Annotated in this window: 15 protein-coding genes and 5 tRNA genes; 18 read left to right on the top strand and 2 right to left on the bottom strand. The window is 57.0% G+C overall.

The annotated features are described in order from the left end of the window. Window positions 1-43 precede the first annotated feature (43 nt). Entirely contained in the window at window positions 44-802 is a 759-nt protein-coding gene (locus DV711_RS18915) for an NRDE family protein (RefSeq protein WP_114697293.1), read from the bottom strand. Between the two features lie 109 nt (window positions 803-911). Between DV711_RS18915 and DV711_RS18910 the strand changes: the two genes are divergently transcribed. From DV711_RS18910 to DV711_RS18895, 4 genes are read left to right on the top strand one after another with little or no spacing between them, the layout of a single operon-like run. Then, window positions 912-1,712 carry a sulfite exporter TauE/SafE family protein gene (locus tag DV711_RS18910; protein ID WP_114697292.1) on the top strand — a complete coding sequence of 267 codons (801 nt, stop codon included), beginning with the start codon at window positions 912-914 and terminating at the stop codon, window positions 1,710-1,712. Window positions 1,713-1,737: 25 nt separating this feature from the next. Continuing rightward, a complete protein-coding gene (gene lgt / locus DV711_RS18905) occupies window positions 1,738-2,571 on the top strand; it encodes a prolipoprotein diacylglyceryl transferase (protein WP_114697291.1) in 834 nt (277 codons plus the stop codon). Next, window positions 2,568-3,419, top strand: coding sequence for a thymidylate synthase (locus tag DV711_RS18900; protein WP_114697290.1), 852 nt, complete (start codon window positions 2,568-2,570; stop codon window positions 3,417-3,419). The genes lgt and DV711_RS18900 overlap by 4 nt, the downstream gene beginning before the upstream one ends. Before the next feature lie 12 nt (window positions 3,420-3,431). Further along, a complete protein-coding gene (locus DV711_RS18895) occupies window positions 3,432-4,400 on the top strand; it encodes a DMT family transporter (protein ID WP_114697289.1) in 969 nt (322 codons plus the stop codon). 21 nt (window positions 4,401-4,421) lie between these two features. Here DV711_RS18895 and DV711_RS18890 read toward each other — a convergent pair whose 3' ends face one another. Next, entirely contained in the window at window positions 4,422-5,075 is a 654-nt protein-coding gene (locus DV711_RS18890; RefSeq protein ID WP_114697288.1) for a YiiX/YebB-like N1pC/P60 family cysteine hydrolase, read from the bottom strand. 194 nt (window positions 5,076-5,269) lie between these two features. On the opposite strand from DV711_RS18890, the gene DV711_RS18885 reads away from it, so the two are divergent. From DV711_RS18885 to rplA, 14 genes are all read left to right on the top strand, one after another. After that, window positions 5,270-5,776: a dihydrofolate reductase gene (locus DV711_RS18885; protein ID WP_114697287.1), complete on the top strand. Its 507-nt coding sequence runs from the start codon at window positions 5,270-5,272 to the stop codon at window positions 5,774-5,776. A gap of 1 nt (window position 5,777) precedes the next feature. Continuing rightward, window positions 5,778-6,758: a bifunctional biotin--[acetyl-CoA-carboxylase] ligase/biotin operon repressor BirA gene (gene birA, locus DV711_RS18880; protein ID WP_114697286.1), complete on the top strand. Its 981-nt coding sequence runs from the start codon at window positions 5,778-5,780 to the stop codon at window positions 6,756-6,758. Then, window positions 6,748-7,503 (top strand): type III pantothenate kinase, encoded by a 756-nt coding sequence (locus DV711_RS18875; RefSeq protein ID WP_114697285.1) that lies wholly within the window; start codon window positions 6,748-6,750, stop codon window positions 7,501-7,503. The genes birA and DV711_RS18875 overlap by 11 nt, the downstream gene beginning before the upstream one ends. After that, window positions 7,503-8,225 carry a hypothetical protein gene (locus tag DV711_RS18870; RefSeq protein ID WP_114697284.1) on the top strand — a complete coding sequence of 241 codons (723 nt, stop codon included), beginning with the start codon at window positions 7,503-7,505 and terminating at the stop codon, window positions 8,223-8,225. The genes DV711_RS18875 and DV711_RS18870 overlap by 1 nt, the downstream gene beginning before the upstream one ends. Window positions 8,226-8,254: 29 nt before the next feature. Next, window positions 8,255-8,330: transfer RNA gene (locus DV711_RS18865), tRNA-Thr, on the top strand. A 56-nt stretch (window positions 8,331-8,386) separates the two neighbouring features. Then, window positions 8,387-8,470 (top strand) — tRNA-Tyr (locus DV711_RS18860). A gap of 25 nt (window positions 8,471-8,495) precedes the next feature. After that, window positions 8,496-8,570, top strand: a tRNA-Gly gene (locus DV711_RS18855). 35 nt (window positions 8,571-8,605) lie between these two features. Then, window positions 8,606-8,680, top strand: a tRNA-Thr gene (locus DV711_RS18850). A gap of 115 nt (window positions 8,681-8,795) precedes the next feature. After that, entirely contained in the window at window positions 8,796-10,019 is a 1,224-nt protein-coding gene (gene tuf, locus DV711_RS18845) for an elongation factor Tu (RefSeq protein WP_114697283.1), read from the top strand. Between the two features lie 56 nt (window positions 10,020-10,075). Beyond that, window positions 10,076-10,151: transfer RNA gene (locus tag DV711_RS18840), tRNA-Trp, on the top strand. A 93-nt stretch (window positions 10,152-10,244) separates the two neighbouring features. Then, window positions 10,245-10,613, top strand: coding sequence for a preprotein translocase subunit SecE (gene secE, locus DV711_RS18835; protein WP_114697282.1), 369 nt, complete (start codon window positions 10,245-10,247; stop codon window positions 10,611-10,613). 12 nt (window positions 10,614-10,625) lie between these two features. Further along, window positions 10,626-11,168: a transcription termination/antitermination protein NusG gene (nusG, locus tag DV711_RS18830; RefSeq protein WP_114697281.1), complete on the top strand. Its 543-nt coding sequence runs from the start codon at window positions 10,626-10,628 to the stop codon at window positions 11,166-11,168. A gap of 130 nt (window positions 11,169-11,298) precedes the next feature. Next, window positions 11,299-11,733, top strand: a complete 435-nt coding sequence (gene rplK, locus DV711_RS18825; protein ID WP_114697280.1) for a 50S ribosomal protein L11 — start codon at window positions 11,299-11,301, stop codon at window positions 11,731-11,733. Further along, window positions 11,733-12,428, top strand: coding sequence for a 50S ribosomal protein L1 (gene rplA, locus DV711_RS18820; RefSeq protein WP_114697279.1), 696 nt, complete (start codon window positions 11,733-11,735; stop codon window positions 12,426-12,428). The genes rplK and rplA overlap by 1 nt, the downstream gene beginning before the upstream one ends. The last annotated feature ends 133 nt before the right edge of the window (window positions 12,429-12,561 follow it).

Below are 12,561 nucleotides of genomic sequence, written 5' to 3'. Positions count from 1 at the left end.
GCGGTCCTGCTGGCTTACGGCCAAAGGGGCCAGTATAGATGACTCAGGTGGTTGAAAAACAGTGGCCTTGGGGTTTTTGCCATTCCGGCAGATAGCTCTGTTCGACCACCTCGGTATGGCCATCGTAGCGCTGCAGCAACACCAGGCTGGAGCGGGTGCCGTAGTCTTCGCTGCGGATAAAGCGTGGGCTCAGCAATCGTTCCCATTCGAGACCGACACCGGTATCGGGAAGCTGATCATCGGCGGGCTTTTGGTTGTGCTGCAGTAGCTTGAGTAGATTGTCGACGCTCAGTTCGCCCTGCTCGATCAGGTTGCCCAGCTCTTCTCTGGCTTCGCGAACTTTGGGCCAGGGGGTGTCCAGACTGGCATTGCTGAGGCCATAGACGCCGGGTTCAAGTTCTTTTGGGCTTTGATCGTTGCGGTTGGAGCCATAGTAGAGCCCCTGCTGATCGGCCAGCAGCAGGTTAAAGCCATCGTAGGCATCGGGATCGGCTTGCTGCAGGTAGTTCAGCGGTTGCTGCTCTCCGAGCAGAAAGTCGAGCGTCAGCTGGCCGCGTGAGAGCAGACCGACGCTGGGCTGGCGTCGGCCCTGGCGAAAATTGGTCACGGCGGCGAAGCGGCCCTGTCGGGTAATGCCGAGCCAGGTACCGCCCAGTTGCAGATCCTGTCCGGCCAGCAGGTCCGGAGCTTCGGGCCAGAAGCAAAGCCGTCGGGTTGGGCGCTGATAGAATTCATCGCGGTTGGCCGCGACCACCAGACGGTAGTGGGGATCGGTGTTGTAGGCAAAAAGAATCAAGCACATGCCGTGGAATTTCCCCATTGATCAATCACGGGCTCGGCCGAGATGAAATTAACTGATGGTTTAGGCGATAATAGCCAGCTTCCAAAATCAGCTCAATTTAGGCCTTCTCTTGCTGCTGTTAACTTATCTAATTCTGGGTGCCTGCGCCGGTCTGATCGCCGGATTGTTCGGTATCGGTGGTGGTCTGATTATCGTGCCTGTGCTGGTGTTCAGTTTTGAACTGCAGGGGATGTCGGCGCAGGTACTGACGCACACGGCGGTCGGTACCTCGTTGGCAACCATTGTGGTTACCTCGATCAGCTCGGTACGTACCCATCATGCCAAACAGGGGGTGCGCTGGGATCTGTTCAAGCCGTTGGCGCTGGGTATCGTGGTCGGCGCGGTGCTGGGGGTTAAAACGGCGGGCCAACTGAGTGGGCCGCTGCTGCAGTTGATCATCGGCTGCTTCGCGCTGTTGATCGCGGTGCAGATGGGGCTGGGACTGAAGCCCAAACCGCACCGGCAGGTGCCGGGCAGCACCGGCCTGGGGGCCGTGGGGGCAGGAATCGGTTACGGCTCGGCGATCTTCGGGATCGGCGGTGGCTCCATGACCACACCTTACTTGAGCTGGTGCAACGTTAGAATTCAACAGGCGATCGGCACCTCGGCGGCCTGCGGATTGCCGATCGCGGTCACCGGTGCGCTGGTCAATATCCAAGAGGGCTGGGGCAATCCGGAGCTGATGCCCTGGAGCCTGGGCTACATCTACCTGCCCGCGTTTATCGGCATCGTATTGACCAGTGCGATCTGCGCCCGGTACGGCGCCAAGCTGGCCCATCGTCTGCCCGAGCGGGCACTGAAACGTGCCTTTGCGGTATTGCTGCTGTTGGTGGGCTGCCGTTTCTTGATGACCGGTTTCTCGGCGATTTAACTCTGTCTGAATTGGAGTCTGTGGTTTGATAACTTTTCCTCAGATCGACCCGGTCGCATTGCAACTCGGGCCGTTGAAGATCCACTGGTACGGATTGATGTACCTGGGCGGCTTTGCCGCTGCCTGGTGGTTGGCCAATCGGCGGGCTCGGCGTCCCGACTCGGGTTGGACCCCAGCTCAGGTTTCCGATCTGATCTTTTACTGTGCACTGGGTGTGGTGCTGGGTGGTCGCTTCGGCTACGTGTTGTTCTACAACCTGGATCGTTTTCTGGCCGAGCCACTGTGGCTGTTTGCCGTCTGGGAAGGCGGTATGGCCTTCCATGGTGGCTTGTTGGGGGTGATGGCGGCGATCTGGTGGTTTGGCCGCAAGTACCACAAGGGGTTCTTCCAGGTCGCAGACTTTGTCGCGCCATTGGTGCCGATCGGGCTGGGGCTGGGCCGACTGGGCAACTTTATCGGTGGCGAGCTTTGGGGGCGGGCGACCGATCTGCCCTGGGGGATGGTCTTCCCCCGAGCCGATGAGTTGGCCCGGCATCCGTCGCAGCTGTATCAATTTGCCCTCGAGGGGGTGACCCTGTTTTGTCTGCTGTGGTGGTTCTCATCCCGGCCGCGGCCGGCCATGGCGGTTTCCGGACTGTTTCTGATCGGCTATGGCAGCTTCCGTTTCCTGGTCGAGTTTGCTCGGCAGCCCGATGCGCATCTGGGCTTTATTGCGTTCGATTGGTTGACGATGGGGCAGCTGCTGTCGCTGCCGATGGTGCTGGCCGGGGTGCTGCTGATGGGACTGGCCTATCGAGCGACAGCATCCAATGATGACAATGGCAGCAAGGGTGCGGTGATAAAGGAAGGTAAAAAATGAAGCAGTATCTGGATCTGTGTCAGCGGTTGATTGAGCAGGGTGAGTGGGTTGAGAACAAGCGCACCGGCAAGCGCTGCCTGACCCTGATCAACGCTGATCTGGAATACGATGTAGCCGGCAATCAGTTTCCGCTGATCACCACCCGCAAGAGTTACTGGAAGGCGGCGATCGCCGAGCTGTTGGGTTATATTCGCGGGTTGGATAACGCCGCCGATTTCAAGGCACTCGGTACTCCGACCTGGTTGGCCAATGCCAATGAGAATGAGGCCTGGCTGAACAATCCCCATCGTCGCGGCGATAACGACATGGGACGGGTCTACGGGGTCCAGGGGCGGGGCTGGCGTAAGCCCGATGGCGGCAGTGTCGACCAGTTGCGCAAGATCGTCGACAACCTCAGTGCCGGTATTGATGATCGCGGCGAGATCCTGTCGTTCTACAATCCCGGTGAATTCCACATGGGCTGCCTGCGTCCGTGCATGCATACCCATACCTTCTCGTTGCTGGGCGACAAGCTGTATCTGACTTCCTATCAGCGCTCCTGTGATGTGCCGCTGGGGCTGAATTTCAATCAGGTGCAGGTATTCACCCTGCTGGCGTTGATGGCCCAGATCACCGGGCATGAGCCGGGGCGGGCATATCACAAGATCGTCAACGCCCATATCTACGAGGATCAGCTTGAATTGATGCGGGACGTGCAGTTGAAGCGTGAGCCCTTCTCCTCGCCGCAGTTGCGGATCAACCCCGATATCAAGAGCCTTGAAGATCTGGAGACCTGGGTCACGCTGGACGACTTTGAGGTCGAGGGCTATCAGCATCACGATGCGATCGCCTACCCCTTTTCGGTCTGACGGTAAGCCTGTATGACGCTGTCAGCGAGATTGGCATTCTGGCTGTTGGTGCTGGTCTGCTTTATCTGGGGGGTGGGGTTTGTGGTGGTCGATCAGGCGATCAACCATCTGTCGACCCTGACGCTCAATTCGGTTCGCTTCGCGCTGGCGGCGCTCTGTCTGTTACCGCTGCATCTGCTGTTAGGAAAACGCGAAGCGGAGGAGCCGGTGCCCTTGATGACGCTGTTACTGGTCTCATTGGGGCTCGGTTTTCTGCTGTTTCTCGGCTTCTATACCCAGACCGAGGGGATGCGCTATACCACGGTCTCTAATGCCGGTTTTATCACCGGGCTCTGTGTACCGCTGACCCCGGTGCTGGGCTGGTTGCTGTTTCGCAGTCGTGCCGGTTGGCCGGTCTGGGTTGGTGCGGCGGCTTCTACGCTGGGGTTGTACTGGCTGACCTCCGGTGGCGAGTTGAGTTTCAACCGGGGTGATCTCTGGGTGCTGTGCTGCGCCTTCAGCTTTGCGTTGCACATTGTGATGACCGGGCACTTTGCCGGCCGACTGCCGATCATTGCGCTCAGCGCGTTGCAGATGGCAGCGGTGGCGCTCTATAGTGCCCTGGCTTCCTGGTGGTTGGATCCGCCCGAACAGCAGCTGTTATTCCAGTTTGGGGTGTTGCTGGAACTACTGCTGAGTTGGGAGATGCTGTTTGTGCTGGTGTGGCTGTCGTTGCTATCCAGTGCATTCGCGTACTGGGTTCAGACCAGCAGCCAGAGCGTGCTGCCGGCGCCGAAGGTGGCGCTGATCTTTGCGTTGGAGCCGGTGTTCGCCCATGCCGCCGCTGCGTTGGTGTTGGACGAGCGGCTGTTGTGGCAGGGCTGGCTCGGGGCGGGGCTGATCATCGCCGGCATGCTGATCGCCGAGCTGGGTGAGTCGCGCCAGAAACCTCAGCTTCACCCGGCGGATCAGATGGCCGCGCCTCAGCCGGAGTCTGACTAGGCCGCTTTTGAAATCTGCTGCTCAGGCATGTTGAGTCGTCGCTCCCTCGGATATCGATTCCAGCGCGATATTGTGGCTGAACAGGGTCCGTAACTGCGGATCGTGCAGTTGGCTGGTCGGCGTCAGGGTGCGTCGTTGCCAGGGGATGAAGCCCAGGTACCAGCAGCGCCAGAAGCCGACGCAGGCTTGCGGGTTCTGTTCCAGCAGCTGTTCCAGGGTCTGGACCTTGCCCAGCTCGACGCCCAGGGCCTCCCGATAGACCTGATAGACGAACTTGGAGCAATACTGGCGCTTGGAGTCGAAGTCGAAGCCCAGGTGATACCACTGCCCCATGCGCTTGGCTGCGGCCTGTTTCAAAGACTGAATCTGTGAGCTAGACAGTGGAGCAGGCAGTCGGCGGACCGCGACCTCGCCGTTGCAGCTTCGTGCGATAAAGTCCCGTAGCGGTGTTTTGCTGACCCGCGGCACCTTGCTCTCAAGCACATACCAGCGCCCCTGTTCCACGATGGAAAAGCCGACGTGGGAACACCAGCTGCCGGTTCCCCTGGCGACCTGCTTATACAGAAACGCATCAATCGAGATGAACAGGATGTCACCGGCCTGAAGCTGTTGCTCCAGTTGTCGGGTCAGTTGATCCAGGTCGAGGTTGCTGGCGTGTTGGTGGGTGGCTTTCATCGTGGTGGCTCCATCAGTAACGTTGATGAGGCGAGTATTGCGCGGCTATCTCAATAGACCCAGTTTAGCTGGCAAGGTTGCTTGTGGTGATACCTGGGGTGGCATCGGTCGCTCAGGGTGAGAATTGCCAGGGTCCGCGGCTGCACATACACTGGGCTCCTTTAGAGTTCCGCTAGCCCTGTTCTGGAGTTTGTATGCAACTGGCCCTGATCGTCGCCCAATCTGATAACCGTGTCATCGGACGGAATAACGCCCTGCCTTGGCATCTGCCGGAGGACCTGAAGTATTTCAAGTCGGTGACCATGGGCAAGGTGATCATCATGGGGCGCAAGACCTATGAATCGATCGGTCGGCCCCTGCCGGGACGGACCAACCTGGTGGTCAGTCGTGATCCCGAGTATCGGGCGGATGGTATCACCGTGGTGAACTCGCTAGAGCAGGCGATCGAGCAGGCCCAGGCTGTCTCCGAGATCAACGGCGCAGATGAAGCACTGATCATCGGCGGCGCCAATCTTTACGAGCAGGCGTTGCCGCAGGTGCAGCGCCTGTATCTGACCCAGGTGCATCACCAGATTCATGGCGATGCCCACTTTCCCGAGCTGGTGATGGATCAGTGGCAGCAGCAGTCGCGGCAAGACTTTGCGGCGGTCGAGCCGAACCCCTACGACTACAGCTTTATCGTACTGGAACGGAAAGCTTGAGATGGCGCTTGAATCGTTACTGAGCATCCTGGCCGATGGGGAGTTTCATTCCGGTGAGTCGCTGGGGCAGCAGTTGGGCGTCAGTCGGGCCGCGGTCTGGAAGCAGTTGAAGAAGCTTGATTCGCTGGGGATCGATTGTCATTCGGTGAAGGGGCGCGGTTATCGGGTTCCCGGTGGGATTAATCTGTTACAGATCGAGCAGCTACGCCAAGGGCTGACTCCCGCTGCGCAGCAGGGACTGTCTGAGATCGAGTTGGCGTTGTCGATTCCTTCGACCAACCGGTTGGCGATGCAGCAGGCTCAGCAACAGAACTGCCATGGGCGACTCTATCTGGCCGAGCAGCAAACTGCCGGGCGGGGGCGTCGGGGGCGTGACTGGGCCAGCCCGTTTGGGCGTAATCTGTACTTCTCGTTGAGTTGGTCGTTCAGTGGTGGCGCGGCGGCACTGGAAGGACTGAGTCTGGTGGTCGGTCTGGCGTTGCAGCAAGGGATGCAGGCCCTGGGCGTTGACGGGGTCGAGTTGAAGTGGCCCAACGACCTGCTGTTCCGAGGACGTAAATTGGCCGGGGTGTTGTTGGAGATGAGTGGCGACGCTTCGGGTCTCTGCCAGGTGGTGATCGGCGTTGGGGTCAATGTGGCGATGCCGCAAACGGCTGCGCAGGAGATCGATCAGCCCTGGACCGATCTGGTCACCATAGCCCAACGTCCGCTGGATCGAAATGCGGTCCTGGCGGGATTGCTCAACGCGCTGATTCCGGCCATGCAGCAGTTTGAACAGCAAGGCTTTGCTCCTTTCCGAGAACAGTGGCAGCAGCATAATGCTCACCGTGATCAGCTGGTGCGGTTGTCGACCGAGAGCTTTACGGTACAGGGTCGTTGTGTCGGGGTGAACGAATCCGGTGCGCTGTTGCTCCAGTCCGACGAGGGGGAGCAGGCGTTTCATGGCGGTGAACTGAGTTTGCGGAGTCTCGATGACACTTGATATCGATATCGGAAATACCCGGTTGAAGTGGCGCTGCGGTGAGCTGCGTGGGTTTGTATCGACGTCGGGACTCGATCTGCAGGCGTTGGGGCAGGCCTGGGGCGGGCTGGATACACCTGCTGCGGTACGGGTTGTCTCGGTGGCCTGTCACGAGGCGGAGGCGGTATTGGCTCAATACTGTCAGCAGCAGTGGAGCTTATCGCTCTGCAAGGCGGAAACCCAGGCAAGCCAGGCCGGTGTCATCAATAGCTATCAAGATCACACGACCATGGGGGCCGATCGCTGGTTGGCGATGTTGGCCGGCTTCAACCGACAGCCCGGTGGTTGCTGTGTGGTGGATTGCGGTAGTGCGGTGACGATCGACTATGTCGATGCTGATGGTCAGCATCTGGGCGGCTATATCGCGCCGGGACTTCGACTGATGCGCAAGGGGTTGTTGGGTAATACTCGCCAGATTCATCTGCCGATCGAATCATCCGAGCGGTGGGATACCCGACCTGGTCGCAGCACTGCTGAAGCGGTCGGTCATGGGATTGAACTGATGCTGGCTGCGCTAGCCGAGCGGGTGGTTCGTGATGCAGAGCGGCTATTGGGTAGCCGGGCGGCGTTGCTGGTGACCGGTGGTGATGGGGCGGCGTTTATCGAGTCAGCGGGCAAAGGGGAGTATTGTCCGGATCTGGTGTTGGATGGGCTGGATTGGGCGCTGCCTGAGGTGCTGGGATCGAATGAGGAGGAGCGATTCTGATGCGTTGGTTGTTTCTTATTCTGCTGCTGGTCAATGGAGTGCTCTACGGTTGGTTTTATCAGGAGCAGGAGCGGCGACGTTTGTTGGCCGATCGGGCCGAGCAGGCGTTGCGCGGTATTCCGGAGCTGGATCTGCTGTCAGAGGTGCCTAGTACTGTGTTGAGACACCGGGACGGCGCTGAGCAAGCGACGAAGGGGAAGCAGTCTGCAGGCGGTATTAAGATGCCGGCCGAAAAATCATCGCGCTACTGTTATCGGTTCGGCCCCTTTGAACGTAGCGATGGGATAGCGTTGAGCACAGCCAATAATGCACCGGGGCGGTTGGAGTTGGAGCCGATCACTGGCACAAACAGGCAGCAGCGCTATCGGGTCATTGTGATGGCGCCAACTGATCTGCAACAGCGGCAGCAGTTAGTGGATGCGATGCTGGTGGTTGGCCTGGATGCACGCTGGGTTGAAGATGAGCAACAAAAGCTGCTGGTGGGAAGCTATCGGGAGGCCCTTCCGGCAGAGGCGTTATCGAAGGCTTTGGTCGAGCAGGGATACGATGCCGAAGTGGAATTTGGGCTGCAGCAGGCAGAGCAATTTTTCCTGATATTACAGAGTGATGATGATAATTTGATCAGCTCGAACTGGGTCCAAATGCTGGTCAAAAAACACCCGAAAATAAAAAGTGAAAAAAAACTCTGTTTGGGGGTTGCAACACCCCAGGCCCGTGAGTAATATTTGCGCCTCCTGACGCGACGCTGTTAGCCGGCATAGCTCAGTTGGTAGAGCAACTGACTTGTAATCAGTAGGTCCCGAGTTCGACTCTTGGTGCCGGCACCAACTGAACAGCGAAGTGTAAGGGCGAGTTTCGATCTCGTAAAGTCGAATTAAAATGTGGTGAGGTTCCCGAGTGGCCAAAGGGATCAGACTGTAAATCTGACGCGCAAGCTTCGGTGGTTCGAATCCACCCCTCACCACCATTATTCGACTTGGTAATATGCTTATGCGGGTATGGTATAATGGCTATTACCTCAGCCTTCCAAGCTGATGATGCGGGTTCGATTCCCGCTACCCGCTCCAACATAGTTGTAACAACATTGTTGGTTATGAAATGTGCTCCAGTAGCTCAGGGGTAGAGCACACCCTTGGTAAGGGTGAGGTCGGCGGTTCAATTCCGCCCTGGAGCTCCATTTCATAGGCTGCAATTGTAAGCAGAAAGTCTAGAAGGGCAGGTATAGCAATATATCTGCCCTTTGTTGCATTCAAGGATGCAGCATCAATTGGTCCGTCTGATGGGAGATAGCAATGGCTAAGGAAACTTTTGAGCGTACGAAACCCCATGTGAACGTTGGTACTATCGGCCACGTTGACCATGGTAAAACTACTCTGACCGCGGCGCTGACTCGCGTATGCGCCGAAGTATTCGGCGGTGAAGCTGTTGCTTTTGACGGCATCGACAATGCTCCGGAAGAGCGTGAGCGTGGTATCACCATCGCTACCTCTCACGTAGAGTACGATTCCAACGACCGTCACTACGCCCACGTTGACTGCCCCGGCCACGCCGACTACGTCAAGAACATGATCACCGGTGCTGCTCAGATGGACGGCGCGATCCTGGTATGTGGCGCCACTGACGGCCCGATGCCTCAGACTCGTGAGCACATCCTGCTGTCTCGTCAGGTAGGTGTACCTTACATCGTTGTATTCCTGAACAAAGCTGACCTGCTGGCCGAAGATTGCGGCGGCGCAGACAGCGAAGAATACGCCGAGATGCTGGAACTGGTCGAAATGGAACTGCGTGACCTACTGTCCGAGTACGACTTCCCGGGTGACGACACTCCGATCATCCCAGGTTCTGCCCTGATGGCTCTGAACGGTGAAGACGACAACGAAATGGGTACTACTGCGGTTAAGACCCTGGTTGAGACTCTGGACACCTACATCCCTGAGCCGGAGCGTGCGGTTGATGGTGCCTTCATCATGCCGATCGAAGACGTATTCTCCATCCAGGGTCGTGGTACCGTTGTTACCGGTCGTATCGAGCGTGGCATCATCAAGGTCAGCGAAGAAGTTGAAATCGTTGGTATCAAGGAAACCACCAAGACTACCTGTACTGGTGTTGAGATGTTCCGCAAGCTGCTCGACGAAGGTCGTGCTGGTGAGAACTGCGGTATCCTGCTGCGTGGTACCAAACGTGACGAAGTTGAGCGTGGTCAGGTTCTGGCTGCTCCGGGTTCTATCACTCCGCACACTCATTTCGAAGCTGAAGTCTATGTGCTGGGCAAGGACGAAGGTGGCCGTCACACGCCGTTCTTCAATGGCTACCGTCCGCAGTTCTACTTCCGTACCACTGACGTAACTGGTTCTTGTAAGCTGCCTGACGGTGTCGAGATGGTTATGCCGGGCGACAACGTTCAGATGACTGTTAATCTGATCGCTCCGATTGCGATGGACGAAGGTCTGCGCTTCGCGATCCGTGAAGGTGGTCGTACCGTTGGTGCTGGTGTTGTAGCCAAGATCATCGAATAACATCTTCTTGTTGCAAAGCTAAAGGGGGGTGGATATAATTTGCTCCCCTTTGTGACAGGCCAGTGGCTCAATTGGCAGAGCAGCGGTCTCCAAAACCGCAGGTTGGGGGTTCGAGTCCCTCCTGGCCTGCCAACTTAACTTTCTGAATTATCAAGAGTTAGGTTGGCAACTTGTCTTAAGGTTGATAGGTCTATCAGCTCCGTCTGTCTTTAGAGGCTCCATCACATGAACGCAAAAGCGGATTCAACTGATTCCAAGTTTGATTCTGTGAAATGGCTTGTTGTTACGCTGCTGGTTGCGGTGGGTGTGGCAGGCAATTCCTACTACTCAGAAGAGTCGCTGTTATATCGCGTTCTGGCGCTGTTGGCGCTGGCGCTGGCGGCAGGTTTTGTTGCTTTTCAGACCGCCAAAGGTAAGGCGTTCTTTGATCTATTCAAAGAAGCCAAAGTTGAGATTCGTAAAGTCGTCTGGCCGACTCGCCAGGAGACGACGCAGACAACCGCTATCGTCGTTGTGGTTGTGCTGCTTGTGGGGCTGGCGCTCTGGGCGATTGATTCGCTGCTGAGTTGGCTGGTTTCCGGGATTATTGGTTAAGGGGTTCTCGCTGTGGCGAAGCGTTGGTATGTCGTACACGCGTATTCGGGTTACGAAAAGCGCGTCATGCAATCCTTGAAAGAGCGTGTTGAGCTGGAGGGGATGCAGGACGACTTCGGTGAGATTCTGGTTCCGACCGAAGAGGTCGTTGAAATGCGTAACGGCCAGAAGCGTAAGTCTGAGCGCAAATTCTACCCCGGTTACGTGTTGGTGCAGATGGAGCTTAATGATGCGTCCTGGCACCTGGTAAAAGGTACGCCGCGTGTGATGGGCTTTATCGGTGAAGATCCGAAAAATCCCGGTCGTGTTGCGCCGATTACCGAAAAAGAAGCCGATGCGATTCTTCAGCGCGTCGAAGCGGGTGTGGATCAGCCACGTCCGAAGACCATGTTTGAAGCTGGTGAGATGGTTCGTGTTATAGATGGGCCGTTTGCAGACTTTAATGGTGTGGTCGAAGAGGTTAACTACGAGAAGAGCCGTCTGCAGGTTGCAGTGCTGATCTTCGGTCGTTCAACTCCGGTTGAGTTGGAATTCAGTCAGGTCGAAAAAGACTAAGGCTGAGCGCAGGATTTAGGCAGTGAGAAGGCGAGAGTCTTCTCGCTGCTTTGTTGTAGCTGTCACTTTGTTTTTCGGCAGCGAGTTAACGGGGAGCCGCCAGGCGTTTGAACCCATTTGAGGAAAAATCATGGCTAAGAAAGTCGAAGCTTATATCAAGCTGCAGGTAGGTGCCGGTAAGGCCAACCCGAGTCCGCCCGTTGGTCCGGCTCTGGGTCAGCATGGCGTTAACATCATGGAATTCTGTAAGGCCTTTAACGCGGCTACTCAGGGTATGGAAGCTGGTCTTCCGGTTCCGGTTGTTATCACCGTATACGCCGATCGCAGCTTTACTTTTGTCACCAAGACTCCGCCGGCAGCGGTTCTGCTACTGAAGGCCGCAGGCCTGAAGAGCGGTTCTGGTCGTCCGAACACTGAGAAAGTTGGCACCGTTAACCGTGCGCAACTGGAAGAGATCGCTACCACCAAGATGGCTGACCTGACTGCGTCTGACATGGATGCAGCGGTACGCACCATTGCGGGTACTGCCCGTAGCATGGGTCTGAACGTGGAGGGTGTAGAGTAATGGCTAAGTTGACTAAGCGCGCCAAGGCGATCGCCGAGAAGGTAGAAGCAGGTAAGCAGTACGACATCGTTGAGGCAGTAAACCTGCTGTCCGAACTGTCCACTGTTAAGTTCAAAGAGTCCATCGAAATCGCCGTCAACCTGGGTGTTGATCCGCGTAAATCTGATCAGGTTGTTCGTGGCGCTTCCGTACTGCCGAACGGTACTGGTAAAGACGTGCGCGTTGCTGTTTTCGCCCAGGGCGAAAATGCTGAGAAAGCAACCGCAGCCGGTGCTGATGTAGTTGGTTTTGAAGATCTGGCCGAATCCATCAAGGGTGGCGATCTGAACTTCGACGTTGTTATCGCGACTCCGGATGCGATGCGTGTTGTTGGTCAGCTAGGCACCATTCTGGGTCCGCGCGGTCTGATGCCTAACCCGAAGGTTGGCACTGTGACTCCGGATGTTGAAACCGCGGTCAAGAACGCTAAAGCCGGCCAGGTTCGTTTCCGTACCGATAAGAACGGCATTATCCACGGTGCTGTTGGCAAGGTTGGCTTCGAAGCGGCTGCAGTTAAGCAGAACATTGAAGCGCTGGTTGCTGATCTGAAGAAGATGAAGCCGGCTTCTTCCAAGGGGGTTTTCTTCAAGAAGATCACTCTTTCTACCACCATGGGCCCGGGCCTTGTGGTAGACCAGGCTAGCCTGGAAATGTAATTCACGCGCTGGATAGTATCCGGCGCGTCCAAGAACTTTGGGGTCTTGGTAATCTGTTAACGGATTGCCAGGGCCGTCAAAGACCGCAGGTGGAGATCGTGTAAACGGTTTTCTTAATGACTCCCTGAGGGGG

It is taken from the genome of Motiliproteus coralliicola (assembly GCF_003345655.1).
Taxonomy (GTDB): Bacteria; Pseudomonadota; Gammaproteobacteria; order Pseudomonadales; family Balneatricaceae; genus Motiliproteus; species Motiliproteus coralliicola.
The sequence above is the reverse complement of the archived record's forward strand: the minus strand, read 5'-3'. Positions and strand labels throughout refer to the sequence as shown.